The 26417-nt window shown below is 68.5% G+C and carries 27 protein-coding genes; 13 read left to right on the forward strand and 14 right to left on the reverse strand.

Annotation, left to right across the window (positions count from 1 at the left end; all coding sequences use genetic code 11):
* Window positions 1–213: 213 nt before the first annotated feature.
* Together EV648_RS13125 and EV648_RS13130 are read left to right on the forward strand one after the other, a co-directional pair.
* A complete protein-coding gene (locus tag EV648_RS13125; protein WP_132289797.1) occupies window positions 214–1776 on the forward strand; it encodes a serine/threonine-protein kinase in 1563 nt (520 codons plus the stop codon).
* Between the two features lie 205 nt (window positions 1777–1981).
* Window positions 1982–3175, forward strand: coding sequence for an acyl-CoA dehydrogenase family protein (locus EV648_RS13130; protein ID WP_132193541.1), 1194 nt, complete (start codon window positions 1982–1984; stop codon window positions 3173–3175).
* Between the two features lie 162 nt (window positions 3176–3337).
* Here EV648_RS13130 and EV648_RS13135 read toward each other — a convergent pair whose 3' ends face one another.
* Window positions 3338–4447 (reverse strand): magnesium and cobalt transport protein CorA, encoded by a 1110-nt coding sequence (locus tag EV648_RS13135; protein ID WP_132289800.1) that lies wholly within the window; start codon window positions 4445–4447, stop codon window positions 3338–3340.
* 75 nt (window positions 4448–4522) lie between these two features.
* On the opposite strand from EV648_RS13135, the gene EV648_RS13140 reads away from it, so the two are divergent.
* On the forward strand, window positions 4523–5038 hold the full coding sequence (locus EV648_RS13140; protein ID WP_132193545.1) for a general stress protein: 516 nt from the start codon (window positions 4523–4525) through the stop codon (window positions 5036–5038).
* Window positions 5039–5219: 181 nt separating this feature from the next.
* Window positions 5220–5732, forward strand: coding sequence for a MaoC family dehydratase (locus tag EV648_RS13145; RefSeq protein WP_132289803.1), 513 nt, complete (start codon window positions 5220–5222; stop codon window positions 5730–5732).
* Here EV648_RS13145 and EV648_RS13150 read toward each other — a convergent pair whose 3' ends face one another.
* Genes EV648_RS13150 through EV648_RS13180 form a run of 7 tightly spaced genes read right to left on the reverse strand, consistent with a single transcriptional unit; the run spans window position 5733 to window position 14222 of the window.
* Window positions 5733–6551: a methyltransferase domain-containing protein gene (locus EV648_RS13150; RefSeq protein WP_132289806.1), complete on the reverse strand. Its 819-nt coding sequence runs from the start codon at window positions 6549–6551 to the stop codon at window positions 5733–5735.
* 38 nt (window positions 6552–6589) lie between these two features.
* Window positions 6590–8419, reverse strand: a complete 1830-nt coding sequence (locus EV648_RS13155) for a xylan 1,4-beta-xylosidase (protein ID WP_132289809.1) — start codon at window positions 8417–8419, stop codon at window positions 6590–6592.
* A 41-nt stretch (window positions 8420–8460) separates the two neighbouring features.
* Entirely contained in the window at window positions 8461–10053 is a 1593-nt protein-coding gene (locus EV648_RS13160) for a glucoamylase family protein (RefSeq protein ID WP_132289813.1), read from the reverse strand.
* A 36-nt stretch (window positions 10054–10089) separates the two neighbouring features.
* Window positions 10090–10902, reverse strand: a complete 813-nt coding sequence (locus EV648_RS13165; RefSeq protein ID WP_132289816.1) for a carbohydrate ABC transporter permease — start codon at window positions 10900–10902, stop codon at window positions 10090–10092.
* Window positions 10902–11852, reverse strand: a complete 951-nt coding sequence (locus tag EV648_RS13170) for a carbohydrate ABC transporter permease (protein WP_241995103.1) — start codon at window positions 11850–11852, stop codon at window positions 10902–10904. Before EV648_RS13170 ends, EV648_RS13165 begins: the two co-directional genes overlap by 1 nt.
* A 6-nt stretch (window positions 11853–11858) precedes the next feature.
* Window positions 11859–13154: a sugar ABC transporter substrate-binding protein gene (locus tag EV648_RS13175; protein WP_132289819.1), complete on the reverse strand. Its 1296-nt coding sequence runs from the start codon at window positions 13152–13154 to the stop codon at window positions 11859–11861.
* Between the two features lie 9 nt (window positions 13155–13163).
* Complete coding sequence (locus tag EV648_RS13180; RefSeq protein WP_132289822.1) at window positions 13164–14222, reverse strand: LacI family DNA-binding transcriptional regulator; 1059 nt, start codon at window positions 14220–14222, stop codon at window positions 13164–13166.
* A 114-nt stretch (window positions 14223–14336) separates the two neighbouring features.
* Here EV648_RS13180 and EV648_RS13185 point away from each other — a divergent pair, with 114 nt between their 5' ends.
* Window positions 14337–14924: a histidine phosphatase family protein gene (locus EV648_RS13185; RefSeq protein ID WP_241995104.1), complete on the forward strand. Its 588-nt coding sequence runs from the start codon at window positions 14337–14339 to the stop codon at window positions 14922–14924.
* An 83-nt stretch (window positions 14925–15007) separates the two neighbouring features.
* Here EV648_RS13185 and EV648_RS13190 read toward each other — a convergent pair whose 3' ends face one another.
* Entirely contained in the window at window positions 15008–15607 is a 600-nt protein-coding gene (locus EV648_RS13190; RefSeq protein ID WP_132289828.1) for a TetR/AcrR family transcriptional regulator, read from the reverse strand.
* 89 nt (window positions 15608–15696) lie between these two features.
* On the opposite strand from EV648_RS13190, the gene EV648_RS13195 reads away from it, so the two are divergent.
* Complete coding sequence (locus tag EV648_RS13195) at window positions 15697–16149, forward strand: DUF4267 domain-containing protein (RefSeq protein ID WP_132289831.1); 453 nt, start codon at window positions 15697–15699, stop codon at window positions 16147–16149.
* Here the strand turns inward: EV648_RS13195 and EV648_RS13200 are convergent.
* Window positions 16119–16922 carry a GNAT family N-acetyltransferase gene (locus EV648_RS13200; protein ID WP_132289834.1) on the reverse strand — a complete coding sequence of 268 codons (804 nt, stop codon included), beginning with the start codon at window positions 16920–16922 and terminating at the stop codon, window positions 16119–16121. The two genes, EV648_RS13195 and EV648_RS13200, sit on opposite strands and share 31 nt — an antisense overlap.
* 88 nt (window positions 16923–17010) lie before the next feature.
* Window positions 17011–17415 (reverse strand): NUDIX domain-containing protein, encoded by a 405-nt coding sequence (locus tag EV648_RS13205; protein ID WP_132289837.1) that lies wholly within the window; start codon window positions 17413–17415, stop codon window positions 17011–17013.
* A gap of 80 nt (window positions 17416–17495) precedes the next feature.
* Here EV648_RS13205 and EV648_RS13210 point away from each other — a divergent pair, with 80 nt between their 5' ends.
* The 7 genes from EV648_RS13210 to EV648_RS13240 all read left to right on the forward strand — a co-directional run bounded on the left by EV648_RS13210 (window position 17496) and on the right by EV648_RS13240 (window position 23625).
* Entirely contained in the window at window positions 17496–18377 is an 882-nt protein-coding gene (locus EV648_RS13210) for a PHP domain-containing protein (RefSeq protein ID WP_132289840.1), read from the forward strand.
* Complete coding sequence (locus EV648_RS13215) at window positions 18374–18991, forward strand: MarC family protein (RefSeq protein ID WP_132289843.1); 618 nt, start codon at window positions 18374–18376, stop codon at window positions 18989–18991. Before EV648_RS13210 ends, EV648_RS13215 begins: the two co-directional genes overlap by 4 nt.
* Before the next feature lie 2 nt (window positions 18992–18993).
* Window positions 18994–19890 carry a PD-(D/E)XK nuclease family protein gene (locus EV648_RS13220; RefSeq protein WP_132289846.1) on the forward strand — a complete coding sequence of 299 codons (897 nt, stop codon included), beginning with the start codon at window positions 18994–18996 and terminating at the stop codon, window positions 19888–19890.
* 89 nt (window positions 19891–19979) lie between these two features.
* A complete protein-coding gene (locus tag EV648_RS13225; protein WP_132289849.1) occupies window positions 19980–20819 on the forward strand; it encodes an alpha/beta fold hydrolase in 840 nt (279 codons plus the stop codon).
* Window positions 20820–21037: 218 nt separating this feature from the next.
* Window positions 21038–21835, forward strand: coding sequence for an ABC-2 family transporter protein (locus EV648_RS13230; RefSeq protein WP_199234574.1), 798 nt, complete (start codon window positions 21038–21040; stop codon window positions 21833–21835).
* A complete protein-coding gene (locus EV648_RS13235) occupies window positions 21828–22658 on the forward strand; it encodes an ABC transporter permease (protein WP_241995105.1) in 831 nt (276 codons plus the stop codon). The genes EV648_RS13230 and EV648_RS13235 overlap by 8 nt, the downstream gene beginning before the upstream one ends.
* A 4-nt stretch (window positions 22659–22662) precedes the next feature.
* A complete protein-coding gene (locus EV648_RS13240) occupies window positions 22663–23625 on the forward strand; it encodes an ATP-binding cassette domain-containing protein (RefSeq protein WP_132289852.1) in 963 nt (320 codons plus the stop codon).
* A 23-nt stretch (window positions 23626–23648) separates the two neighbouring features.
* Here the strand turns inward: EV648_RS13240 and EV648_RS13245 are convergent, their stop codons facing one another.
* The 3 genes from EV648_RS13245 to EV648_RS13255 are packed head-to-tail and all read right to left on the reverse strand — an operon-like array spanning window position 23649 to window position 26406.
* A complete protein-coding gene (locus EV648_RS13245) occupies window positions 23649–25253 on the reverse strand; it encodes a hypothetical protein (protein WP_132289855.1) in 1605 nt (534 codons plus the stop codon).
* 26 nt (window positions 25254–25279) lie between these two features.
* Window positions 25280–25591 carry a hypothetical protein gene (locus EV648_RS13250; RefSeq protein ID WP_132289858.1) on the reverse strand — a complete coding sequence of 104 codons (312 nt, stop codon included), beginning with the start codon at window positions 25589–25591 and terminating at the stop codon, window positions 25280–25282.
* A complete protein-coding gene (locus EV648_RS13255) occupies window positions 25588–26406 on the reverse strand; it encodes a hypothetical protein (RefSeq protein ID WP_132289861.1) in 819 nt (272 codons plus the stop codon). Before EV648_RS13255 ends, EV648_RS13250 begins: the two co-directional genes overlap by 4 nt.
* Window positions 26407–26417 lie beyond the last annotated feature (11 nt).

The raw sequence follows: 26417 nt of genomic DNA on the forward strand, positions 1-26417 counted from the left end.
TCCGCGTGCTCATGAGCACGGCAAATGTACGTACTCCGGATCAGCACGGGTACGGCGACCGCGGCATTCGGATAGCGGACGTTGTGCACGCCCAGCGGGGTCGTTGCCTCAGCGGAGGCTGAAGGAATTCCGCGCGCACTCGCTCTCCTCGGCGTGGCCGCCTAAGGTAGCGGCGGCGATCCGGCCGTAGCTGAGGCGTAGTGGGGTGTTGGTGTGAACGGCGAGGTACTCGCAGGGCGCTACCGGTTGCTGTCCCCACTGGGGCACGGCGGAGCGGGCGAGGTGTGGCGGGCCGAGGACCAGGTCCTGGCCCGGCCGGTGGCGGTGAAACTGCTGCGCCGGATGGAAGGCGACCCGATGGACGCCGCCGAGCGCTTCCGCACGGAGGCTCGTGCGGCGGCCCGGCTGACCCACCCGAACGTGGTCGGCACGTACGACGTGGGCACCGCGGCGGGCCAGGTGTTCCTGGTGATGGAACTGGTGAACGGCCCCGACCTCGCGCAGTTGCTCCGCAGCCAGGGCCTCCCGTCCAGCAAGCTGGTGGGCGATATCGCTCTGCAGGGTGCTCGGGCGCTGGACGCCGCCCATGCCGCGGGGATCGTGCACCGGGACGTGAAGCCGGGCAACCTCCTGCTGGCGCCTGACGGCACGCTCAAGATCACCGACTTCGGCATTGCCGAGGCAGCAGGCCTCGAAGGACCCGGCAGCACAGTACTGCTCGGCACTGCTTCGTATGTCGCGCCCGAGCAGGTCCGGGGCCAGACAGCCACGCCTGCCAGCGACTGGTACGCGCTCGGCTGTGTCCTGTACGAACTGCTCGGGGGCCGGCCGCCGTTCGTCGCCGACGACGTGGAGAGCGTGCTGCGCCAGCACCTGGAGGCCACCCCGGTACCGATCGCCGTACGGCGTCCCGATGTGCCCGAGGGACTCGCGGAGCTGGTGATGCGGCTGCTCGCCAAGGACCCCGCGGCCCGGCCGGCATCGGTCGCCGCCGTGACGGAACTCCTCAACAGCCAGCCGACGATGGTTGCGCCGATGGATCACGGCACTCGGGTGCTGCCGCTCCTGCCGGCCGCCGAAGCCGCTGCCGGAGCTACTGCCGGGACGAGCCCCGGAGCCGCCGAGTCGGCGGACGGCGGGGAGCCTGGCGACGGGCTGGCGCGGCTCGGGTTCGAGCCGGCTGACGACGACGAGTACGAGGTCGCGCCCGAGCCGGCCTCGCACCGACGCGCCACCAAGGGTTTCCCCTTCCCCAAGGTGCTCTTGGCGGCCGCAGTACTGCTTGCCGGTGTGGTGATCGCGGCCCTGCTCCGCCAGGGGGTCTCCAACGACACGGCCGAGGCCGGCCCGCCGGCAACGACGCCGTCGGCCACGGTGAAGCCGGTGGTCAAGCCGAAGCCGACTCCGACGCCGAGCAAGACCCCGTCGAAGAAGCTCACTCCGAAGCCGACCCCCACCAAGAAGCCGTCCGAACCGCAGACCGCCAGCCCGCAGTCTCTGCGCACGCTCGCCCGGCTGGTGCGCGAGAGTGCGCAGGACGGCCGAGGGAGCCGGACCGTGAAGGAGGCGGCGAAGGATCTCGACCAGGCGGCGGACGCACTGGCCGAGGGACACGAGCAGGAAGCCGTCAGGCAGTTCCAGTCGGCCCGGATGCGCCTGACTGCGGCCGAGCGGCAGCACCGCTGGCAGGGCACTCCGCAGATCGCCGCCCTGTTCGCGAGCATCGGCCGCACCCTGCCCACGGGCGACGGCGACAACCGCAACTCGAACGAATAAGCCCGCCGAGACGAGCGTCGCGGGCCCCCCGGAGCGGCCGCCGGCCGACGGAGTACCGGCGCCGCAGCGCAGTACAGGCTGCGGTGTGGGACAGGCGACGGTGTGGGGGTGGCCGGTGTCACAGCGGGTGTCGGGTCGGTACCGCGATGCTGGGACCCGCGATACTCACGAGTAAGCGTCGTGGGCGACGGAAGGAGCACCGCAGATGAGCAGGTTGCAGCAGACCGAGGGACTCACCGACATCCAGGAGGAGATCCTGAAGACGGTCCGCTCCTTCGTCGAGTCCGAGATCCTGCCGGTCGCCACCGAGCTGGAGCACAAGGACGAGTACCCGACCGAGATCGTCGAGGGCCTCAAGGAGCTCGGGCTGTTCGGCCTGATGATCCCGGAGGAGTACGGCGGGCTGGGGGAGTCGCTGCTCACCTACGCGCTCTGCGTCGAGGAGATCGCCCGCGGCTGGATGAGCGTGTCCGGCATCATCAACACCCACTTCATCGTCGCGTACATGCTGTTGCAGCACGGCACCGACGAGCAGAAGCAGCGGTACCTGCCGCGGATGGCGACCGGCGAGGTGCGCGGCGCGTTCTCGATGTCCGAGCCCGGTTGCGGCTCCGACGTCGCCGCGATCAAGACCAAGGCCGTGAAGGATGGTGACAGCTACACCATCAATGGCCAGAAGATGTGGCTGACGAACGGTGGCACGGCCAACCTGGTCGCGGTACTGGTGAAGACCGACGAGGGCAACGACTCGGTCTACAAGAACATGACCACCTTCCTGGTCGAGAAGGAGCCGGGTTTCGGCGAGGTCGACAAGGGCCTGACTGTGCCCGGCAAGATCGAGAAGATGGGCTACAAGGGCGTCGACACCACCGAGCTGATCTTCGACGGCTATCGGATCGATGCCGGCCAGATTCTCGGCGGCCAACCGGGCAAGGGTTTCTACCAGATGATGGACGGCGTCGAGGTCGGTCGGGTGAACGTGGCCGCGCGCGGCTGCGGGGTGGCCCGGCGCGCGTTCGAGCTCGGCATCTCCTACGCCCAGCAGCGCGAGACCTTCGGCAAGAAGATCGCCGACCACCAGGCGGTGCTGTTCCGGCTGGCCGACATGGCGGTCAAGGTCGAGGCCGCGCACGAGCTGATGGTGAAGGCGGCCCGGAAGAAGGACGCCGGTTCCCGCAACGACTTCGAGGCCGGCGTCGCGAAGTACCTGGCCAGCGAGTACTGCTCACAGGTGGTCGAGGACTCGTTCCGGATCCACGGCGGCTACGGCTTCTCCAAGGAGTACGAGATCGAGCGCCTCTACCGCGAGGCCCCGATGCTGCTGATCGGCGAGGGCACGGCCGACATCCAGCGGATGATCATCGGCCGCCGCCTCCTCGAGGACTACAAGCTCAGCTGATCGGCACGGTCGGCCGGGTGCTCTGGCGGGAGCCGCCGGAGCCGTCACGACATTCCGATTACCGTCGGTCGCAGCCTGTGGCGGACCGCTGACCGTACGCGATGGTGGCATTGAACCAGTCGGCTCGGACGCGGCACAACCGTTCGGGTCGCCCGGGGGAAGTCAGAGCCAGCGGTTGCGCTTGAACAGCCGGTAGAGGCCGCTGCAGGCCAGCGCCATCACCCCGAGCACGATGAAGTAGCCGTACTTCCACTTCGTCTCGGGCATGTTCTCGAAGTTCATCCCGTAGATCCCGGCGATCAGGGTCGGCACGGCGATGATCGCGACCCAGGCCGAGATCCGCCGCATGTCCTCGTTCTCCGACACCTGCACCTGGGCCAGTCCGGCCTGCAGGATGGAGCTGAGCAGCTCGTCGAACGAGATCACCTGCTCCTTCACCCGCAGCAGATGGTCGTCGACGTCGCGGAAGTAGTTCCTGGTCTCCTCGTTGATCAGCGGGTGCTCCTGGGTGGACAGGGCCCGCATCGGCCCGGTCAGCGGAGCCACCGCCCGCTTCAGTTCCAGCACCTCGCGCTTGAGCTGGTAGACCCGCTCGATGTTGCGCCAGCCGCGCGGGCTGAAGATCTCGATCTCGATCTGGTCGATGTCGTTCTGGACCGCCTGCGCGACCTCCAGGTAGCTGTCCACCACGTGGTCGGCGATCGCGTGCAGCACACCACCCGGCCCGGACCTGAGCCGCTTCGCATGCTGCTCGAGCTGTTGCCGCAGGCCGGACAGCTCGCCGTGGTCGCCGTGCCGCACGGTGATCACGAACCCCGGGCCGCAGAAGACCATCACCTCGCCGGACTCCACCACCTCGCTGGTGGCGGTCAGGTCGTCGTGCGGGACGTACCGGACGGTCTTGAGCACGGCGAACAGGCTGTCGTCGCCGTACCTCTCCAGCTTCGGCCGCTGGTGGGCCTCGGTGGCGTCCTCGACGGCCAGCGGGTGCAGGCCGAACTGCCGGCCGATCAGCTCCAGTTGCAACGCGTTCGGCTCGAACAGGCCGATCCAGACGAAGCCCTCGCCCCGGCGGGCCCGCTGCAGCGCCTCGACGTACGAGCCGATCTGGTGGTCGCGGTGGCCGTCGCGGTAGTAGGCCCAGTCGATCAGACTGCCGTCGAGCTTGCCGCTGCCGACCAGATCGACCGGCGCCGGACCGCTCTGGGAACGCCGGGCGAAGACACGTCCGACCCGGCGTGTCGCGCCCATGTCCCACCTCCGCCCGGCCATCACGGCGAGGCTATCAATGTGCCGTCACCAGCCGTCGGCAATGATGGGGTTGGAAGCAAGCGGAGAGGAACGACGATGACCACCCAGGGCATGCCCTCGATGGACCCCCGGCCGACCGGTCTGACGATCGGGACCTACGACACGTACCGGGAGGCACAGCGAGCGGTCGACTACCTCTCGGACGAGAAGTTCCCGGTCGAGCACACGACCATCGTCGGCAACAACCTTCGCCAGGTCGAGAAGATCACCGGCCGGCTGACCTGGGGGCGGGCGCTCACCGCCGGCCTGGCCAGCGGCGCCTGGTTCGGCCTGTTCGTCGGCGTACTGCTCGGCATCTTCGCCCCCGACGGCGGTTGGCTGGCCGCCCTGCTGACCGGCCTGGTGCTGGGCGGACTGTTCGGGATGGCGTTCGGCGCGATCGGCTACGGCCAGCTGCGCGGCAGCCGCGACTTCACCTCGCGGACCTCGGTCGTGGCCACCACGTACGACGTACTGTGCGACTTCAAGTTCGCCGAGGAGGCCCGGAACCACCTGGCCAAGCTGGCCCTCAAGGGCGAGGTCGCCCCGCGCCTGCCGGAGCAGTCCAACTAGCGGCGCGGCCGATGAACTCCCGGAGTTGCCCCACCTCGGCGGTGGCACCTCCGGGTGACGTGCGTCTCGCCCCGCGGTGCCTGCTGGGCGGTTGAGAGGTAGGCCACGCGGCGAGGTACTGCCGTGACGGCCCCGGATTCGGCAGCATGGGCCCGGACGGGGCGGATCGGAAGGAGCCGGGATGCAGTTCGGGCGCAGCTACGAGGAGTTCGAGGTCGGTGCCGTCTACAAGCACTGGCCCGGCAAGACGGTCACCGAGTCGGACGACCACCTGTTCTGCCTGCTCACCATGAACCACCATCCACTGCACCTGGACGCGAACTACGCCGAGCAGACCACCCAGTTCGGCAAGAACGTTGTGGTCGGCAACTACATCTACTCGATCCTGCTCGGCATGTCGGTCCCCGACGTGAGCGGCAAGGCGATCGCCAACCTGGAGGTCGAGTCGCTGCGCCACATCGCCCCCACCTTCCACGGTGACACCATCTACGGCGAGACCACCGTGCTGGACAAGTGGGAGTCGAAGTCCAAGGACGACCGGGGCGTCGTCTGCGTGGAGACCAAGGGCTACAAGCAGGACGGCACCGTCGTCTGCCTCTTCAAGCGCAAGGTGATGGTCCCGAAGAACTCGTACCTCGAGGCGCGCGGCGGCGACCAGCCGGGCCGCCCCACCCCGGCCGAGTCCGCCGATTGATCAGACGGCCCCGCCGAGCGGTTTGCCGGCCAGCAGACTGGCGTAGGCGATGTGGCCGAAGAACCGGCCAGTTGCGGCCCGATCACGAGCCTCGGCGCGAAGTGCGCTCGCCGTCACGGCGGTGATGGTGCCGGCCTCGGCGAGTGCGTCGGCACCGGTCGACACCAGGGCCAGCATGTAGGTGGGCGAGTCCAGCTCGACGTGCCCGTGACTGCGCAGGTCGCCCGGCTCGAACCCGGCCGCGGAAACGAGTCGCCCCAGGCGCCGCATGATCCACGGATCGTGGACCAGTTGGTTGACTGTCGCGTCGACACAGGGCTGCAGCGGATCGTTCGGCGCGACCGCGACCGTGACGGTGGTGTAGTCGCCGTCGAAGATCAGCAGGGAGCCGCCCGGCTTGAGGACCCGGAACGCCTCGGCGAGCGCCTGCTCCGGGCCGGGGATGTGGCAGAGCGTCGTGGCGAACACGATCCCGTCGAACGACTCGGCCTCGAACGGCAACGCACGCCCGTCGCCCACCTCGAACCGCAGCTCCGGATACCGGCTGGTGGCCAGGTCGACGAAGTACGGGCTGGGATCGACGCCGACCACGCGGACGACGCCGGGCAGTCCGGCGATCTGCCCGGTGACGGCACCCGTGCCCGAGCCGACCTCCAGCACGACCGAACCTGCGGCGTACGAAGGTCTGGCCAGGTACTCGTCCCGGAGCCTGCGCTGGCTGGGATCCGCGGCACGGATGTCGAGTCGCTCGGCGATCGCCGCCACCGCAGGGCCGTCCAGCTCGGTGATGTGCGAGTACATGTCGCGCGCACCGCTCACGCGTCGAGGGTAGACCTCCGGGTGCGCTCAAGGCACCGTCAGCGGGCAGGCCGCACCTCGATCAGTACTGCGGACGGCATCCTCAGCGTCAAGGTGACTTCGTCGCCGTCACGAGCCAGTGGCTCCGTCCTGAGCTTGCTGAGCTCGGCCAGTTCCACCCACTGCTCCGCGGTCGGCCAGTCGCCGACCTCGAGGGCGGCCGCTTCCGCTGCCAGATCACCCGAGCCTTCGTCAGCGCGGAGGCCAGGCGTCAAAGAGGTGGCTGTCACCTGCCAGCTCGGGTCCACGCTGGGGAGCGCCAGCTTCACCTTGCGGGTGAGGTCGGCGGATCCGTCCACCTTGGTCTGGTCGAGGGTCAGGTTCCACAGGAGCACGGCGATCCGGTCGCGGTCGCGGGATGCCCAGGCCTCGATCAGGCTGCCGCCGCCATCACCCTCGATGGACACCGGGAGCTCGTCCGACCCGAGGCGGTTGAGCAGCGAGAGGGCATGAAACCGGGGCTTGGGGAGTCCGCCCACGGTCTGCAGACCGAAGCCGCCGTGCAGCAGGCGAGGCGGTCGGCCGAGTTCCTCGAAATGGTCGGAGGCGACCCAGTACGCGAGGGCGTCCACCCGCCCGGCCGCCGAGCGCATCCCGCGCAGCAGGAAGACACCTGAGAAGACCGAGTCGTTGATCGGGTTGAAGTGCGTCGGGGTGACGCCCCACTCCGTCCACAGGATCCGCGCGTCACCGAACCCGTACCGATCCAGCGACGCCTGTACGTCGAGCGGCGGGCTGCCGTAGGTGTGGGTGGAGACGAAGTCCACCGGTGATCCGACGGCAGCGGCGTGCGCGAGCAGATCGTCGACCCACCCGGCCGCCGCGGAGGACGGCCCACCCACGGCCAGCCGGCGATCGACGGCCTTCACCGCGGCGGCGGTCACGTCGTACAGGCGCATCCACTCGGCCTTCGTGCCGGACCAGAAGACCTCGAGGTTGGCCTCGTTCCACACCTCGAAGTCCCAGTCGAGCACCTCGTCGAGGCCGTAGCGGTCCACCAGGTGCGAGACGAGCCGGTGGACCAGCTCGCCCCAGCGGTCCCAGGAGTGCGGCGGCGAGATGATCGCGCCGTACTCGAAGACGGTCTTCTTCGGGTCGGACGCCAGGTCCCGCGGCATGAACCCGAGCTCGACCACCGGCCGCAGCCCGATCCCGAGCAGCTTGTCGTAGATCGCGTCCACCACGGTGAAGTCGTAGACGGGTTCGCCGTCGCGTTCGGTGTAGACCAGGGTGTCGTCGTGGAAGATCGCGTGCGCGCGAACCGTCCGGACGCCGATCTCGTCGTGCATCCGGCGCAACGCCTGCTCGAGCTCGACGCCGATCTCCCGGCCGCCGCTGAGCTCCTCGCAGAGCAGCTGACTGAGCCGTTCGCTGCCGATCATCGGCGCCCACGGCCGGTGCAGCTCGGTGCCCTCGGCAACGGCATCGACCACCACCCGCACGTGCGGCACTTTGCCGTCAGCAACCAACGCCTTGGCGGCCACCGAAGCACTGGGACGGCCGTGCGTGGTCACCTCAGGAACGCTCGCCACCGCATACCGGTACTCCGTTCCGGGCGTGCCGGTGGTGTCGACGTACGGCGGCGCCGGGACCGACAGGACGTCCCCGCTGTGGTGGTCCACCGGCTCGAGCGACGCGTCATCCGTACCGCGTAGGATCAGGTACCCCACGGCTCCCCGGACCGGGGTCCAGTCGATCGTCACCTGCCCGACCCCGCCGACGGCCGTCACCTCCGCCGGCGGATCGAGGTCCGGGAACCGCAGCTCACGGGTCTCGTCGCTGCGGACCGAGATCCGATCGTCCCAGTCGGTCTTGGCGTCGCTCTGCATACAGGAGGCTCCAGGTCGGTTGCAACGGGATTTGAGGGGGATCAGTCGAGGCCGGCGGAGAACTGCTCCATCGCGATCAGCGGGCGGACGTGCCGGGCGACGTCGCCGACGCTGAAGTTGCGCCGGATCACGTCGTCGCCGAAGACGTTGCCGATGGCGCCCATCACCATCGCCTGGTCCAGCGACAGGTAGCGCCGGGCGATCAACCCGGACTTCACCGCCACCGAGTCGAAGAACCCGCCACCGCCATACGCGTGCAACTTCGACTCGATCCCGGCCAGGTTCTGGATCGCCTGCCGCGGGGCGTACTGCATGGCCAGGAAGGCCGCGTGCGGCGTGACCACCCCGTCGCCGAAGGTCGGGTTCGGGTTGGTGCCCTCGCGGCAGCCCTCGAAGCCGATGTCGTAGTTGGTCGCCTCCAGGTCGGAGGGGTAACCACCCGGGTCCATCCCGATCGCGTCGACGCCGTACACGGAGTACCCGCCGCGCGGGTTGCTCGCGGGGGAGAAGCCCCAGTACCCGTACTTCGCGTCGTCCAGCCCGTGCTCGATGTGCGCGCGCACGGTGAGCGGGTGGTTGATTCCCCAGCTCCGGGGAGCCCAGCTCGACTCCGGGATGAACAGGTCGGGCATCAGCGACTCGAACATGTCGCCACCCCACGACGGCACCATCCGCATCCCGCGGTAGGAGTAGGCGCCCTCGAACACGTCGATGCCCAGGTAGGTCCGGTGCACGCCGACGGGCTTCTGCTCCACCCAGGACCAGTCGCAGGTCTCCGGGAAGGTCCGGTAGGTGGCGAAGTACTGCTCCCGTGGGACCTCGCCGCGGGAGATGCCGATGTACGGCGCGATCCGGGCCTCGGTGTTGCAGGTGTCGTAGTGGAACTTGCGGTAGTACACGTCCGGCCCGGTACCGGCGTGGTTGCCCTTGTCGGTCTCCTCGTCCGGCGGCGGGGTCTCGAAGAAACCGCCGCGCATCAGTCCCGCGCCGACCCCGGGCCGGGCGTCGGGGTTGTAGTAGTAGGCGAAGTTCATCTTGTCCAGCAGCGAGTCGGCCAGGTGGCGGGCCCGCGGCTCGGCGTTGCGGACCACCATCAGAGCGGCCGCGAACCACCCGTTGTCGACGCTGGAGACGAACGGGGTGATCGCCCTGGTGCCGTCCGGGTCGACCTTGAGGACCTCACCAGTGGCCTCGTCGTACCAGTTGAAGTACATGCCGCTCGGGTCGTGGTGGTCCACCCGGGACATCGTGGTAAGCGTCTGGGTGATCCGGCGCAGCGAATCCTGCGGCGAGATGATGCCGAGCCGGCGGGCGACCACCGTGCTCCACAGGTAGCCGCCGATGTTGGTCGGCGAGGTGTACTTGCTGCGCACCGGGTTCGTGACGGACTCCCCGATGTTGTCGGCGGGCAGGCCGGTGTGCTCGTCCGTCATCGCGACCAGGCTGCGCCAGGTGTCCCGGGCCCAGCGGCCGACCAGCGCCTTCTCCTGCCGGCTCGGCTTCCACCCGCCCTTCAGCAGAACCCCCGGATCGGGCGATCCGGCGTACGAGGCGGTGGCGGCGGTCGTGGTACCGATCAGGGCGGCGGATCCGGTTGCGGCTAAGAGCGTGCGTCGGCTGATGTTGGCGGTCATCTGAGCCTCCAATGTGTGGCTTTGCTTGAGTACCGGCTACTTGAGTCCGGTGATGGCGATGCCTCGCGTGACGTGGCGCTGGAAGACCAGGAAGATCACCAGCACCGGTACGACGACCACAACCGCGCCGGCCATCAACAGGCCGTAGTTCTGCGCGTTCTGTCCGGTCGAGTACAGCGCCAGGGCGACGGGCAGGGTGTACATCTCCTCGGTCTGGGCGATCACCAGCGGCCAGAGGAAGTTGTTCCAGGAGCCGAGGAAGGTGAGGATGCCGAGAGTGGCCAGGGCGGGCTTGGTCAGCGGGAGCATGATCCGGGCGAAGATGCCGAGCTCGCTGGTGCCGTCCACCCGGCCGGCGTCCATCAGGTCGTCCGGCAGGCCGGCGAAGAACTGCCGCATCAGGAAGACGCCGAACGGCGACACCAGGAACGGCAGGATCAGGCCCGGGTAGCTGTTCGCCAGCCCGGCGTTGGTGACGAGCACGAACAGCGGCACGAACGTGACGACGCCCGGGATCATCAGGGTGGCCAGCACCAGCACGAACAGCGCGTTCCGGCCGCGGAACCGCAACTTGGCCAGCGAGTAGCCGACCATCGAGCAGAAGATCAGGTTGCCCGCGGTCACCGCGATCGCGACGATCGCCGAGTTGAGGAAGTACTGCGGGAAGTTCGCCTTGCTGAGCAGATCGGCGTAGTTCTGGTTGGTAGGTGCCTCGGGCAACCACGTCGGCGGGACCCGGAGCAGCTCACCCTGGGTCTTGAAGCTGCCGAGGAACATCCAGGCGAACGGTGCCGCCACGGCGATCAGGCCGAGGACGGCGATCAGGTAGATCCACCAGGTGCGGCGCATCACTTCTCCCTCAGCAGCCGGAACTGGATGAAGGTGACCACGGCGATGACGACGAACAGGATGTAGCTCATCGAGGTGGCCAGCCCGTAGTTGCCGAAGCCGAACTGCTGGTACGTGTACATCGACACCGAGATGGTCGAGTTCAGCGGACCGCCCTGCGTCATCACCAGCGGCTCCTCGAAGAACTGCAGGTAGCCGATCCCGGTGGTGACGCTGGTGAACAGGATGGTCGGTCGCAGCAGCGGCAGGATCAGGTACCGGAACCGCTGCCAGGAGCTCGCGCCGTCGATCTGGCCGGCCTCCTCGACGGTGTGCGGGATGCCCTGCAGCCCGGCCAGGAAGATGATCATCGCGGCGCCGAAGTTGCGCCACGTCGCCATCACGATCAGCGACGGCATCGCCCAGGTCTTCGACGCCAGCCAGTTCGGCCCGTCGATGCCGACCCAGGACAGCACCGTGTTCAGCAGCCCGGAGTCAGGCGCCAGCACGAACCGCCAGATCACCGCGATCGCGACGATCGAGGTGATCACCGGCAGGTAGTACGCGACCTTGAACAGGCTCTGGAACTTCTTCACGCCCCGGTCCAGCAGGACCGCCGCCGCCAGCGCCGCGACCAGAGTCAGCGGCACCCCGACGATCACGAAGTACGCCGTGTTGAACGCGGCCTTGCGGAAGGTCTCGTCGGACAGCGCCTTCACGTAGTTGTCGATCCCGACCCCATTCACCGCGAACGGGGTGCGCAGATCGCGCTGCTTCATGTCGGTGAAGCTCATCGCGAGCGAACCGAGCACCGGCCCGGCGGTGAAGGCGAGGAAAAGCGCGACGAACGGCAGGGCCAGCAGCCAGGCCGCGGCGGTCTGGCGGTTGACCGAGCGACTGCGCGACCGCGGAGCCGGGGGACCGGCCGGGCGAGTGCGCCCGGCCGGTTCCTGCAGAGTGGCGGACGACATCGACGATCAGCCGCCGGTCCCGATCGACGTGGCCTTGGTCTGGATCGCCTTCGCGGTGTCGGCGGGGGACTGGCCGGCCTTGACCATCTTCTCCACCTCGGCGTCGAAGGCGGTCGCGACCTGCTCCCAGTTCACGATCGCGGGCGGCGCCTTGGCATCCTCGAGCTGCTTGCCGAAGACCGGCAGCAGCGGGTCCGAGGCGATGCTCGGGTCCTCCCACGCGCTCTTCACCGCGGGCAGGTCGGTGGACAGCTTGAACCAGCTGGCCTGGGTCTTCGCGTCGGACAGCCACTTGACCAGCTTCCAGGCGCTGTCCTTGTTCTTGCTGTCCTTGAACACGACGAAGTTGCTGCCGCCGACGAAGGAGGTCGCGGTCTTGTTCTTCGGCAGCTGGAAGACGCCGATGTTCGGCTTGATCTTCTCGCCGCCGAGCTTGGCGATCGAGCCCGCCATCCACGGACCGGAGATGAACATCGGCACCTTGCCGCTGACGAACTGCGCCTCGGTCTGGTTCGGCGGCAGGTCGGTGCCGGCCAACTTGTCGGTGAAGAAGCTCTGGTAGTACTTCAGCCCCTCCTGCATCTCCGGGGTGTCGAAGGTGAACTCCTTCTGGTCCTCACCGGTGATCGCGGCGCCGGCGGACCAGGAGAATGGCATCACGGTCTGCCAGGAGCCCGTGCCACCCGGCTGCAGATTGATCCCGTACTGTGCGCCGGCCTTGTCCTGCATCGCCTTGGCCATCGCCTTCAGGCCGTCCCAGTCGGTCGGGGGCGTGGTGATCCCGGCCTTGGCGGCCAGGTCCTTGCGGTAGTACACCAGCCGCGTCTCGACGTACCAGGGGACGCCGTAGTTGGTGTTGCCCACCTTGGTGGTCTCGTTCGCGCCCTCGAAGAAGCCGGACGTGTCGATCCCGGACGGGGTCGGGTCGAGCGCGCCGAGGTCGGCGAACTCACCCATCCAGGTCGTGCCGACCATCGCCGCGTCGGGCGTCGACTGGGCCGTGATCGCGGTGGTGAACTTGTTGTGCGCGGCGTCCCACGGGATCGGGGTGATCTTCACCGTGACGCCGGGGTTGGCCTGCTCGAACTCCTTGGTCAGCTTGGGCAGGTTCTCGCCCTCGGTGCCCATCGCCCAGACGGTGATCTCGCCGGTCGCCGGGCCGGTGTCGACGCTGGTGGAGGCCTGCGGCGCCGCGTCGGGGGAATCCTCCGAGCGGCCGCAGCCGCTCAGTGCGAGCGCGGTGGCCAGGACGGCCGAGCCGCCGATCACCAGTCGGCGTCGTCGGGTGGTCTGGGTGATCATGCTTTCTCCTCAACCGGTTCTTGTTGCCGTTGTCTCTGCTTCCCCCGGTCCTGTGCCGCAGCTCTCGCGCAGCACAAGCTGTGTCGCCAGAACGTCGTTCCTGGCCCGGGTGCGTTCCCCGGTAATGCGTTCGTGCAGTCTCTGGGCGGCCAGCCGGCCGAGCTCGGCCATCGGCTGCCGCACTGTGGTGAGTCCCGGCGACACATACCGCGCCGCCATCACGTCATCCCACCCCGTCACCACGATGTCCCCCGGTACGTCGACGCCCCCGCTCGCCAACGCCTTCAACACCGCCAACGCCAACTCGTCATTGGCACAAACCAGCCCATCCGGTCGAACTTTCCCCCCGACCTTGGTTGCGTCTAGCAACTTTGTGGCGAAGGCTGCTCCAGCTTCCTCGGTCAGCGGGACCCGCTCGGGCTCCGGCACCTTGAGCTTGTGCGCCTTCACGGCGGCCGAGAAGCCGGCGTAGCGCTCGGAGACGTCGTACGAGCTGGCGGGGTCGCCGACGAAGAGCAGGTTGGTCCGCCCGTGGTCGAGCAACCTGCTGGTGAGTTGCTCCGCGCTGGTGGCGCTCTCGCTGCGGATCGAGTCACAGCCGGTCACCGGGGGATGGGCGACCAGCACCACCGGGACGTTCGCGCGGCGCAGGTCGAGCACCGTGGGCAGGTCCAGAGCGTTGCCATGGACAACGATCCCGTCGACCCGGCCGGCCAGGTCGCGCAGGCTCCGCTGGGGCTCCGGGTTCCCGTGCGTGACGGTCAGGATCACGCTCTGGCCGTGCTCACCGGCCCAGCGCTCGTACCCCATCAGCAGATCGCCGTAGAACGGGCCGGCCAGGTCTGGGAGCACGAGCCCGTGCGCCTCGTGACGTTGCACCGCGAGGCTTCGGGCGGCTCGCAGTGGCACGTAGTTCAGCTCGTGCGCCGCCTGGTCGACCCGGGCTCGTGCCTTCGCCGACACCGGACCGGTCCCTTGCAGGACACGCGAAACCGTCGCGATCGACAGCTTCGCCAGCGCCGCGACGTCGTAGATCGTCGCGGGCCTGCCGGTCGGTCCGGAGGGCATCGGGCGGTCCTTCCCGTCAAAATGGAAGCGCTTACAGTTTGCGACCCTGCCTTGTCCGGACCCGATCGGTCAAGGGCTCGCGCACGTTCGGCCACGATCTGCGACGATGAAACCGTGACCACCCACGGACAGTCAGCGGAACGCGAGGACCAGCTCTGGCTGGTCCGCCACGGCGAGACCGAGTGGAGCAAGTCCGGCAGGCATACCTCCTGGACCGATCTGCCGCTGACCGGGGACGGTGAGCGGACCGCCGCGTCGTTGAAGGAACGGCTGACCGACAACCACTTCGACCTGGTGCTCACCAGCCCCCGCCAGCGGGCGCGCCGGACTGCCGAGCTGGCCGGCTTCCCGGACGCTGTCGTCGACGACGACCTGGTCGAGTGGAACTACGGCGACTACGAAGGCGTGACGACAGCGGAGATCCGCGAGACGGTGCCCGGCTGGACTGTTTGGGACTTCCCAGTGCCCAACGGCGAAACCCCCGCCAAGGTGACCACCCGCCTCGACCGCGTCGTCGCGCGGATCGCGGCCGTCGACGGCGACGTCCTGGTCTTCGGCCACTCCCACGCCCTCCGCAGCCTCACCGCCCGCTGGCTGGAGCTAGAAGTTACCGAAGGCCGCCACTTCGTCCTCAACACAGCCACCATCTCCACCCTCGGCTGGGAACGAGGCTCCCCAGCAATCCTCAAGTGGAACAGCTGACCCACGACCAGCCCCATCAAGAACTCCCGCCGCTCCCGCGCTGCCTCGGCCGCGAGGCGTAGGTATGGGGAACTGTGGGGTTGCTAACCCGCGATCAGGCCTACCAAGACCTCCACGCGCTCCTGCTGGTGGGTCTGCCGGAGACGCGCTCCTGCCTGCAGGGTCGCCAGGCCGTGGAGTGAACTCCAGAACAGCTCGGTGAGGCTCTCGCCGTCTGTGCCGGGCCGGGCGAAGGGCTCGACTGCTTCGCGGAACGCGGCGAACGCCTCCCGCAGGCTGGCGGGGATCTCTCCGGTGGCGAAGGTCAGTTGGGTCGGTCGCACGAACATCGCCTGATAGAGCGCGGGGTGCTCGCCCGCGAAGTCCAGGTAGGCCTCAGCCACAGCGCGCAGCCCCTCCGAAGCTGACTTCTCTCCAGCCCTAGCCGCGGCTTTGGCAGCCGCCCGGGCCTCCGTCAGGGCAGTCGTCAACTCTCCGAAGCCTTCAAGCGCGACCGCGGCGGCGATGGCGTCCATGTTCTTGAAGTGGCTGTAGAGGACGGGCTGGCTGTACTCGACCCGGTCGGCGAGCTTGCGGGTCGTCACCGCGTCCCAGCCCTCGGCTTCGGCGAGTTCGCGGGCCGCGCTGACGATCAACTGGCTGCGCTGCTCACGAGCCTTCTGTTTCCGCTCCTGCACTGGCATAGCTCTCACTCTAGCACTGCTAGACATTCTAGCGTCGACAATGCTAGCGTCGCTAAAAAGCCTAGCAACGCTAGAAATTGGAGCAGTTGATGAACAAGCGCCGCCTGACCACCGTCTTCACCGTCATCATCGGCCTCGCGCCGATCTCCTTCGGCCTGCGGTTCCTGCTGGATCCGCACGGCGCCGCGAGCGGTTTCGGCATCGACCCCTGGCCGACCGGCAACGAGGCCGGCTACTTCATCGTCAAGGCCGTCCGCGACATCGTCTGCGGCCTCAACATCCTGGTCCTGCTGGCACTGGGGCAGCGCCGCGCGACCGGCGTGGTGATGGGCCTCGCCGCAATCATCCCGGTCGTCGACATGGTCGCCGTGCTCACCCACGGCGGCTCGGTAGCCACGGCCCTGGGCATCCACGGCCTCACCGCGGTGGTCGTCGCCATCGCCGCGGTCGTCCTACTGCGCGAGCGCCAGGCCACCCCCGCCGCACAGCCGGTCCCGGTCGCGCCCGCCGATCAGTCGGTCCGAGTCGGGGACCACTCGTAGAGGTCGATCGTGCAGTACTCGCGGAACCCGAGCCCGGCGTACACGGAGCGTCCTGCCGGCGACGACCCCAGTACGCCGTACCGAACGCCGGTGTCGCGGGTGTTGCGGGCGTCCTGCAGGGCGGTGCGGGTGATCGCGGTGCCGATCCCGCGTCGCCGCGCCTCGGGGACGGTCATCACGAAGTAGACGCCGGCGACTCCGGCGGCGAGGTAGATCGTGGTCGTCGCCACCGGTTCTCCGTCGAGCCAGCCGAGGTAGTGCCGCCACGGATCCCCGAGACCGAGGCGCCGATAGACCTCACCAACCCAGCGGGCCTCTTTGACCCCTTCCCCGAAGCCCCGACCCAACGTCTCCACCCAGACCCCGAGATCCTCCTCCGTCCGTACCCGATCGACCCGCAGGCCCGTCGTACGGGCGGGATCGGCGAGTTCGGCGAGGTCGACGGCCATGCCTGGCTCGCTGCCGCCGTGGGTGAAGCCGGCCGCGAGCAAACGCTCGCCGAGATCCGCCGGGCGCATCGACGGGCCGACGTGCCAGCTGCCGGGGACGTCGTGGTCCTTGAGTTCCTGCAGCGATTCGGCGATGACCGCGTCCGCTGTCCGAGCGGTGAGATCAGCCGCGACCACGGCGTTGTGGTAGTCGATCGGCGACCCGCCGATCGTCCAACGGACCCCTGCATCGTCCCGTTGCCGTCCACCGCCCGCCGCGCCCATCGCCATCAGCAGTTCGGCCGCGTTCTGCTCGATCGCCCGCACCAGTTCAGCCTCGTCCATCCCCGCAGTCTCCCGCCTACCCGGTGCCCGCACGACTCATTTGCTCACCCGCACGACTCATTTGCTCACCCGGGCAGGGCATTCATGCTCAGCCGGGTAGGGCGTTCCACTGGGCGAGGGTGGAGGCGAGGAGGGTGGCGGTGGGGAGGTTGTTGAACTCGTCGCGGTTGACGAAGCGGGCGTCGGAGGCGTCGTCACCGGCTGCGAGGATGCCGCCGACCTGGGCCGCCTGGTAGTCGCGGATCACGTAGAGCTTGCCGTTCGGGCCGTCGCGCTCGACCTCGCCGACGAAGCGCCCGACCATCACCTCGAGCCCGGTCTCCTCCGCCACTTCGCGGGCCACCGCGGTCGGATCGTCCTCGCCCGGCTCGACCCGGCCGCCCGGCAGCGACCAGAGCCCACGACCCGGCTCGTTGGCCCGCTGGACGACCAGCAGCCTGTGCTGTTCGTCGTACACGAGAGCTCCGACACAGTCGACGCGGTCCACATCCATGTGGAGAACGATAAGGACCGGAGGTGCGCACGGATAGCATCAGCGCTGACAGTTGTCCAGAGAAGGGATCCCGATCACTCGTGCTCATCGACCTGCACACCCACTCCAACCGCTCGGACGGCACCGACCCGGTCGACGTCCTGATCGCGCACGCGAAGCGGGACGGCCTGGACGTGATCGCGCTCACCGATCACGACACCGCCGACGGCTGGGGCGAGGGTCGGCGAGCCGCCGAGGATCTCGGGATCGGCTTCGTGCCCGGGATCGAGATCTCCTGCAAGCTGAACGGCATCAGCGTGCACCTGCTCGGCTACCTCCTCGATCCGTCCTACCAGCCGCTCGCCGCCGAGCTGGCCACCGTCCGCGACGGCCGCACCGACCGGATCCCGTCGATCGTGGCCCGGCTGAACGGCATGGGCGTCGCCCTGACCGTCGACGAGGTGCTGGCGCAGGCCACGGGGACACCGTCGGTCGGCCGCCCGCATGTCGCCGATGCGCTGGTCGCCAACGGCACGGTCGCGAACCGCGGCGAGGCGTTCGACCGGTTCCTGGCCGACGGCCGCCCCGGGCACGTCTCGCACTACGCGATCGAGCCGGGCCGGGCGATCGACATCGTCCGCGCAGCTGGGGGAGTCCCGGTGATCGCGCACCCGTGGGGCCGCTCCAGCTACAAGGTGATGACGGAGGAGATGATCGCCCGGCTGGTCGCCGAGCACGGCCTGGCCGGGATCGAGGTCGACCACCAGGACCACTCGCCGGAGTCCCGGGTCACGCTGCGTGGGATCGCCAACGAGCTCGGCATCATCTACACCGGCTCCAGCGACCACCACGGGATCGGCAAGATCGACCACGACCTCGGTGTGAACACCACCGAGCCCGAGCAGTTCGCCCGCCTCCTCGAGGTCGCGAAGCTCAATGCCGCGGCCAGCTCGGCGAACGTGCCCGAGGCCTACCTGCCGTGAACGACGTCATCAACCTGTCGCTGCTCAGCTCGGTCTTCGTCACACTGTTCGTGATCATGGACCCGCCGGGCACCGTGCCGGTGTTCATCTCGCTGACGGCCGGGCAGTCCCGGGCGGTCCGGAAGAAGGCCGCCTGGCAGGCGGTGCTGGTCGCGTTCGGCGTGATCGTGGTGTTCGCCGCCTTCGGCCAGCAGATCCTGAGCCACCTCGGCATCACCCTGCCCGCCCTGCAGGCAGCGGGTGGTCTGCTGCTCCTGCTGATCGCTTTGCAGCTGCTGACCGATACCGCCGAGGACCCGGTCCAGACGAAGAACGTGAACATCGCCTTCGTCCCGCTCGGTACTCCGCTGCTGGCCGGCCCGGGTGCGATCGTCGCCACCATGGTGTTCGTGCAGCGCGCGGACGGCTCGCTGCCGGACGTGGTCGCGATCTCCCTCGGCATCGTGCTGATCCACCTGGTGATGTGGCTGACGCTGCGCTTCTCCGGCGTGATCATGCGCATACTTGGGGAGAACGGCGTGCTCCTGGTCACCCGGATCGCCGGTCTGCTGCTGAGCGCGATCGCCGTACAGCTGGTCGCGGATGCGGTCACGGACTTCATCGAGGCGAGTTGAGAATGAACGACATGCTGCCCGGGATGCCGACGAGGTTGTTCGTCGCGACACCGACGAAGCTGCTCAACTTCGCCGACTGCAAGCGCAAGTACCGCTACACCTACCTGGAGACCCCGCGGCCGCCGAAGGGCCCGCCGTGGGCGCACAACACGGTCGGCGCCGTGCTGCACGAGTCGCTGGCCGAGTTCTGGCGTTGGCCGGCCTCTCGGCGTACGACGGTCGAGGCGGTCGGCAAGCTGCGCACGAGCTGGCGGCACGAGGGATTCCGCGACGAGCGGCAGTCACTCGACTGGCGGGAGCGCTCGGTCGAGATGCTGAGCACCTACCTGCACCAGATCGACCCGTACTTCGAACCGCGCGGGGTGGAGCGCACGGTCGCGTTCACCACCGAACGGGCCAGCCTGCGCGGCCGGGTGGATCGGATCGACGAGCGCCCGGCCCGGGACGGCAACGGCGGGACCGAGCTGGCGATCGTCGACTACAAGACCGGGCGGCGACCGCTGACCAGCACGGACGCTCGGTCGTCGCTCGCGATGGCGCTCTACGTGCTCGGTGCTCGTCGGGTGCTGCACCGGCCATGCACCCGGGTCGAGCTGCACCACCTGCCCACCAACACCATCGCCGCCGCCGACCACGACGACGCCTCCCTGGCGCGGCACCAGCGCCGGGCCGAGTCGATCGCGGACGACGCGGCCGCCGCCGAGACCCGCTGGCGCGAGGGGCTCACCCCGGCTGAGGCCGACGAGGTCTTCCCGCCGGAGCCGTCCGCGCTGTGCGGCTGGTGCGACTTCGCCCGGATCTGCCCGCAAGGCCGCCGGGTCGCACCGCCTCGCGACCCCTGGGCCGCCCTCGAAGACCCCGAGGCCGTCACCACCCCCGACGTCGCCGAGGCCGGCTGACCGGGCGTACCAGCGGTATGTGCGCGGCGTACCAGCGGGGGAGACGAAGCTGAGGTCACCGAACGACGTTTGAGGACCAGGGGTGACCGATGACCGCGAAGACCGTGAACAAACTGGCCGTGCCGGACGCGACGCTGCACTACGAGGTGACCGGATCCGGTCCCGTGCTGCTGCTGATCGCCGACGGGTATGCCGACTGCGGAGTGTTCGAGGGGATCGTCGGCCAGCTAGCCGCGGAGTACACCGTGGTCTCGTACGATCCCCGCGGCAACTCACGGAGCCCGTACGACGGTGCGCCCGTCGACGAGCGGGTGGATCGTGCCGCGGAGGACGCGCTGATCCTGCTCGACGAGGTGGCGGGGGACGAGCCGGCGTACGTGTTCGGGAGCGGGACCGGGGCGATCGCCGGGCTGGAGCTCATCACCCGGCATCCCGACCGGGTGCGGATGCTCGTCGCGCACGAGCCGCCGTGTGTGGAGGTGCTGCCGGACGCGGAGACGCCCCGCGCGTTCTTCGAGGACGTGCACGCCACCAGCGCCGCGGACGGGGTGGAGACGGCTCAGCGGCTGTACGAGATCGGCACCGGGCTGGACGAGGACGACCTGCCGGCGCCGGAGGACCTGCGGCCGGAGTTCCGCGAGGTGATGGCGCGGATGGACGCTAACGCAGGGGTCTACTTCACGCACAAACTGTTGCCGTTCACCCGGTACCAGCCGGATCTGCTCGCGCTGGAGCGGGTCGCGCACAAGATCGTGCCGGCCGCTGGGGTGGACGCCGCGGCGCACCTGCCGGCGCAGCCGATCAGCGTGATCGCCGACTACCTCGGCTGGCCGGTGGTCAGCTTCCCCGGCGGCCACGGCGGCTACGCGAGCCACCCGGTCCGGTTCGCCACCTTGCTCGCCCGGGTCCTCGAGGCCGAGATCAGCTGAGCTCTGCCGTTGCGCGGCGGCCGTGGCGGTATTGCGGTTGACGCCCGGCCGCGGACCGGCGTACTGTCCGTCTCCTTCCCTTGACAACGGCACGTTCATCGTGCCGCCACAGTGGTGTCCGAACCCCCGGGTCCTGACGGATCCGGGGTAGTTCTGCGTGCGCCACGACCGGCGCGACGACCTTCGGACACCACCTCGAGTGTGCGAAGGAGGTAGCGGTGGAGGTGTACTGGGCGATCGCAGTGCGTTCGTTCCGCCGGTTCTCGACGTACCGGATCGCCACCTTGTCCGGCGCGTTCACCAACACAGTGTTCGGCTTTATCTTCTGCGGCGTCTACCTGACGCTGTGGCACACCCGGCCCGGCCTCGGCGGGTACGACGTGTCCGACGCACTCACCTTCGTCTGGCTGCAGCAGGGGTTGCTCGCGCCGGTCGGCATCTTCGGCGCGACCACGACCGTCGAGCTGGGCGAACGCGTCCGCACCGGGGAAATCGCGGTCGATCTCTACCGGCCGACCCACCTGATGCTCTGGTGGTTGTCGGTGGACGCCGGCCGGGCCGTCTTCCAGTTGCTCGCGCGCGGCGGTGCTCCCCTGATCGTCGGCGCGCTGGTGTTCGACCTGAACTTCCCCTCCTCGCCCATGCAGTGGCTGGCGGTTGCCGTCGCTGTGGCGCTCGGCATCCTGGTCAGCTTCGGCATCCGGTACCTCGTGGCGCTGTCGGGGTTCTGGATCACCGACTCGCGCGGGGTGGAGAGCATGGCGCTGGTGCTGTCGCTATTCTTCTCCGGCGCGATCCTGCCGCTGGTGGTGTTCCCGGGGTGGATCGGCGAGGTCGCTCGGGCGACTCCCTGGGCGGCGACGCTGCAGGTGCCGATCGATGTCTGGCTCGGGCGGAACCCGGGCGGGGTGGGGTCGGCGCTGGCGTTCCAGCTGGTCTGGATCGTCGTTCTCGGGCTGGCTGGGCGGATGGCCACCGTGCTCGCGACCCGGAAGGTGGTGATCCAGGGTGGCTGAGTCCACTTCGTTGCGCAGGGCAATGGCCTGGCCCGGGCAGTACCGGATGCTGGTGATGATGTGGATCCGGTCGTCGCTGGCCTACCCGGCGTCGTTCGCGTTGACGCTGGTGAGCACGATGCTGATCACCGGGACCGACTTCGTCGCGGTGGTGCTGATGTTCAGCCACATCGAGTCGTTCGGCGGTTTCAGCCTGGGGGAGATGGGGCTGCTCTACGGCACCGCATCGATGACGCTGGGACTCGCGGATCTGGCCACCGGGTCGATCGAGCGGATCGGCCAGCGGATCCGGACCGGCGAGCTGGACGTCTGGCTGATCCGCCCGGTGCCGGCCTTCATCCAGGCGGTCGCGGACAACTTCGCTCTGCGCCGGCTGGGTCGTCCGTTCCAGGCCGGTCTCGTGCTGGTGATCGCCCTCGGCCACATCGAGCTGGACTGGACCGTTGCCAAGGGCATCGTCCTGGTGGTGTCCATGCTGACCGGCTCGATCATCTTCGGCGCGATCTTCGTGCTCGGCGCCGCCTTCCAGTTCATCTCGATCGACTCGGCCGAGCTGGCCAACTCGTTCACCTACGGCGGGCAGCAGCTCACGCAGTACCCGCTGTCCATCTTCGGCAAGGACATCGTCCGCGCCGTCACCTTCATCGTCCCGCTGGCCTTCGTGAACTACTACCCGGTCCTCTTCGTGCTGGGTAAACCCGCCCCGCTGGGGCTGCCGTCCTGGATCGGCCTGTTGGCTCCGGCGGTCGCCGTCGCGATGATCGCGCTGGCGTCGGTGGCCTGGCGGGGCGGTCTCCGTCGTTACCGCAGTACAGGGAGTTGAGCAGATGAGCGTCATCCAACTGGAGAACGTGTCGCGCGCCTTCACCGTGACGAGCCGCACCGGCCTGCGGCGTACCAAGCGGGAGGTGCGCGCCGTCGACAACCTGTCCTTCACCGTCGGCCGCGGCGAGGTGGTCGGCTACATCGGCCCGAATGGCGCGGGCAAGTCCACCACGATCAAGATGCTCACCGGCATCCTGGTCCCGTCCGGCGGCTCGATCCGGGTGGCCGGCGTCGACCCGTCGCGGAACCGGATGAAGCTGGCCAAGCGGATCGGCGTCGTCTTCGGCCAGCGCACCACGCTGTGGTGGGACCTGCCGCTGAAGGACTCCTTCGCCGTCCTGCAGAAGATGTACGGCGTATCGCGGGCGCGGCATGCCGAGAACCTCGCCACCTTCGTGGAACTGCTGGACCTGGGGGATCTGCTCGACGTACCGGTGCGGCAGTTGTCGCTCGGCCAGCGGATGCGCGGCGACATCGCGGCTGCGCTGCTGCACGACCCGGAGATCGTCTACCTGGACGAGCCGACGATCGGCCTCGACATCATCAGCAAGGCCCGGCTGCGGGAGTTCCTTGCCCAGGTCAACAAGGACCGGCAGACCACGATCATCCTGACCACCCACGACCTGGACGACATCGAGGCACTCTGCTCCCGGGTGATGGTGATCGACCACGGCCACAAGGTCTACGACGGCACCCTCACCGGCCTCCGCTCCAGCCAGTCGGCCCCCCGAACCCTTGTCGTCGACCTGGCCGCCTCCCTCCCACCCATCACCATCGACGGAGCCACCGTCACCAAAGTCGACGGCCCCCGCCAGTACCTCACCTTCCCCACCACCACCAGCGCAGCACCCCTGGTCGCCCAGATAGCCGCCACCTACCCCCTCCAGGACCTGACCATCGCCGAACCCACCATCGAATCGGTCATAGCCCGTATCTATGCGAATCCAGCCCCCGTCACGGATTGAAGCCGGCGCCCTTGGCGAGGACCTCATGGTCGGTCGCCGAGGGGCTGAGTTCCGGTGTGGTCGACGCGGAACTTGAAGCCGTACCTGGTGGTCCATTCCAGGGCGCCGTCATCCAAGCGGCGAACCCTCCAACCGCCATGCGTCTTCACCCGGTGGCTGTAGCGCCGCAGCGGAGTGAGGTTGGTGGTGCTGGTCTGGCCCGGTGGTCCGGTGCTTCTGAAGTCGAAGGGTCGGATGTGGTCGAGGTCGGTGCTGTCAGTGGTTTCGGCGGTGCCGTAGACGAACTGCTCGACCGGGTGGGTGAGCTTGACGCGTTCGCGGATCCGTCGCGGGATCTCGTAGGCGTCGACGTTGATCTTGTCGTTCAGATCGATGACGGGCTTGACGATGATCTGGTCGTGGCTGAGGAGTTCTTGCAGGCGGGCGGCGTAGACGGGGCCGAAGCGTTCGACGCGGGTGACGCCTCCCCCGGCGAGCAGGGTCTCGTCGGTGACGTGCACGTACAGCGTCGTCTGGGCAGGCTTCCGCCTGGTTGCCCCGATCTTGTCGGTGTTGTAGGCGGCCTGTTTGATCGCGGCCAGCCTGCCGGCCAGCTTGCGCCGTGCCGCCTCGTCCATCCCGCGCCCAGGCTGGGCGTCGCTGGGGTGAGGCCGGTCGCGGTCGGCTTCGTCGTCGAAGTCGGCCGGGGCCGCAGGCCGGGTTCCAGTGGGCGGTGTGGCGGCGACGTCGGTGGGCTGGCTGGACCGGCCGGTGTTGGTGAGGTGTTGAGCGACGGCGAGGAGTTCCCAGGTCAGTTCGGGGTCGGCGATGATGCCGATCGCCTTCGCGCGGCGCTGGTCCAGGGTGTCGGTGTCGCCGAGTTCGGCGAGGGCGTCGGCGATCTGGCGGACGGTGGCGTTGAAGTGGATCACGTCACCGGTGGCGGCCTTCACGAACACGGTGGTGGTGCCGTGTTCATCGGTGCGGCCGGCCCACACGCCCCGTTCCTTGGCCTTCGTCTCCGCGGCCGCGCGGGCGGCTTCGGGGTCGGCCTGCCACAGCGCGGCCCTGACGATGTTGGACAGTCGCAGCGGCGGGATCGAGTCGACGATCCCGGCCACTTTCCGGTCCACGATCGCGGCAGCCTCCACCGACAGGTGAAGACAGGCAGTGGCGATGGTGCAGGCCTTCCAAGCTGTCGCGTGCTGGGACTCGACCTGAGCCCAGATCCGCGGCAACCGATGCCGCAACGCCAGCGCTTGACCCATCAACGCCGCCGCGGACCCCTTCGATCGGCCGATCACCGCCCCGAACTCCGCCGGCGCGAACTCCGCCACCCCCGGACACCCCGGCCCGCCGTACACAAGGCCACGTTCGCCACCCGGAACGGTCTCGCGACCCGAGATCATCGCCGGATCGGGATGCAGATCGGCGAAGCGCTGCGCAAGCCGGAGCAGATCGACCTCGATCTCGAGCTTCATCGCGTGCAACCGCGCGGCCGAGGCCAGCGTCTCGGCCGCGCTGAGCTCATCGACATCACACTCGAACATGTGTTCGATACTATCGTGAAAGACAACTGGAGTGCAAACCGCGAAGCATGCGGATCTCCTTATCCACAAGGGGAAACGCAACGACTCGTGGGCTGACAAGTGAGTTAGCACCCTTGTCGGGGAGATCAGGGATTGAACCCGGCCGCCATGGACAACACCTCGGCGGGATCCAGGGCCTTGTTGTCGGCGTGCCACTCGGCCAGGGCTTCGTCGGCCTCGGTCTCGTCGAAGGGCTCGATGCCGTCCGCGATCAGCCTGCGTGCCTCGGCGCTACCGATTTCCTGGTAGGTGAAGTGGCGTTCCAGGTAGAAGTCGTTGCGCAAGGCATTGTTGTCGTGGAACTTGCCGGTGTTGGGGACATACCCGTACATCGTCTCGTGGGCCAGCGCCGCCACCCAGACAACCTGCTCGTCCTCCTTGACCAGATAGAGCTTCATCGGCCGATCCCGTCGCTTCTCGTGGGCGTCGGTGCCGGCAGCGCGCCCCGACTGTCTGAGCTCCGGACGCCGGACGGAGCATTGGCTGGCTCGCGGTGGTCACTGTAGTTGCTAACGGCGACCCGGAGGCCGCCCAGTTGGGTGAGGGTGTCGATGCCGTGAGGCTTCTGCAAGGTGGCCGAGAGCCGGACACATTCCCGCCGCGCTGCCGTCCTCTCCTCAGGAGACGTCCGGGCGTCGCGCTCGATCTCGTACCACGGTGTGGTGGCTTCCTTGACGTGCACCGACGCGACGGAGTGGAACTGGACCTCGACCCGATCGTCGGACGGTGTCACGAAGTAGCCGTGGATTCCCTTGTAGCGCGATCCTTCGGCGTAGGACTGCTTGGCATACCGGATCTGCCAGCCGGCTCGACTCAACTCTTCGCAGGTCTCACGGGCAGCGTCGACGAGAGTGTCGGAGACCTCCGTGAGAGCGGTGTACCGCAGCAGATCGTCCGGTGGATGCCGCTGCTTCGACCGTTGCATGTCATGAAGCTTCCGAGCTAGCGACTCTGGCGACTTGATCCTGCGTTCCAGCCGGTAGGCGGAGGCGTTTGGTGGCATCGCCGCCAGGAACTGGGCAGTGATCCTTGGCTCGGTGCTGATCGTCCGCTCGAGCAGTCGCAGACCCCTTGCGGTGGCTTTGGCGCCGTACAGCTGGGCGATCTCAGCGGCGGAGGGCAGCCGCTCCCAGTGGACCGGCGCATACCGGGTCGAGAAGCGGGCGTGCAGCTCGGAGGGGGCGGGCAGCTGCTCTTGGTCGGGCGGTGGCATGCGGTCCCCCT

The sequence above is a fragment of the Kribbella sp. VKM Ac-2568 genome (assembly GCF_004345365.1).
Lineage (GTDB): Bacteria > Actinomycetota > Actinomycetes > Propionibacteriales > Kribbellaceae > Kribbella > Kribbella orskensis.

Bases quoted from the DNA above. Each gene is read 5' to 3' on its own strand.
- EV648_RS13130 (WP_132193541.1), top strand. From the start codon at position 1,982: ATGAGCAGGTTGCAGCAGACCGAGGGACTCACCGACATCCAGGAGGAG.
- EV648_RS13135 (WP_132289800.1), bottom strand. From the start codon at position 4,447: ATGGCCGGGCGGAGGTGGGACATGGGCGCGACACGCCGGGTCGGACGT.
- EV648_RS13140 (WP_132193545.1), top strand. From the start codon at position 4,523: ATGACCACCCAGGGCATGCCCTCGATGGACCCCCGGCCGACCGGTCTG.
- EV648_RS13145 (WP_132289803.1), top strand. From the start codon at position 5,220: ATGCAGTTCGGGCGCAGCTACGAGGAGTTCGAGGTCGGTGCCGTCTAC.
- EV648_RS13155 (WP_132289809.1), bottom strand. From the start codon at position 8,419: ATGCAGAGCGACGCCAAGACCGACTGGGACGATCGGATCTCGGTCCGC.
- EV648_RS13160 (WP_132289813.1), bottom strand. From the start codon at position 10,053: ATGACCGCCAACATCAGCCGACGCACGCTCTTAGCCGCAACCGGATCC.
- EV648_RS13165 (WP_132289816.1), bottom strand. From the start codon at position 10,902: ATGCGCCGCACCTGGTGGATCTACCTGATCGCCGTCCTCGGCCTGATC.
- EV648_RS13170 (WP_241995103.1), bottom strand. From the start codon at position 11,852: ATGTCGTCCGCCACTCTGCAGGAACCGGCCGGGCGCACTCGCCCGGCC.
- EV648_RS13175 (WP_132289819.1), bottom strand. From the start codon at position 13,154: ATGATCACCCAGACCACCCGACGACGCCGACTGGTGATCGGCGGCTCG.
- EV648_RS13180 (WP_132289822.1), bottom strand. From the start codon at position 14,222: ATGCCCTCCGGACCGACCGGCAGGCCCGCGACGATCTACGACGTCGCG.
- EV648_RS13190 (WP_132289828.1), bottom strand. From the start codon at position 15,607: ATGCCAGTGCAGGAGCGGAAACAGAAGGCTCGTGAGCAGCGCAGCCAG.
- EV648_RS13195 (WP_132289831.1), top strand. From the start codon at position 15,697: ATGAACAAGCGCCGCCTGACCACCGTCTTCACCGTCATCATCGGCCTC.
- EV648_RS13200 (WP_132289834.1), bottom strand. From the start codon at position 16,922: ATGGACGAGGCTGAACTGGTGCGGGCGATCGAGCAGAACGCGGCCGAA.
- EV648_RS13205 (WP_132289837.1), bottom strand. From the start codon at position 17,415: ATGGATGTGGACCGCGTCGACTGTGTCGGAGCTCTCGTGTACGACGAA.
- EV648_RS13220 (WP_132289846.1), top strand. From the start codon at position 18,994: ATGAACGACATGCTGCCCGGGATGCCGACGAGGTTGTTCGTCGCGACA.
- EV648_RS13225 (WP_132289849.1), top strand. From the start codon at position 19,980: ATGACCGCGAAGACCGTGAACAAACTGGCCGTGCCGGACGCGACGCTG.
- EV648_RS13240 (WP_132289852.1), top strand. From the start codon at position 22,663: ATGAGCGTCATCCAACTGGAGAACGTGTCGCGCGCCTTCACCGTGACG.
- EV648_RS13250 (WP_132289858.1), bottom strand. From the start codon at position 25,591: ATGAAGCTCTATCTGGTCAAGGAGGACGAGCAGGTTGTCTGGGTGGCG.
- EV648_RS13255 (WP_132289861.1), bottom strand. From the start codon at position 26,406: ATGCCACCGCCCGACCAAGAGCAGCTGCCCGCCCCCTCCGAGCTGCAC.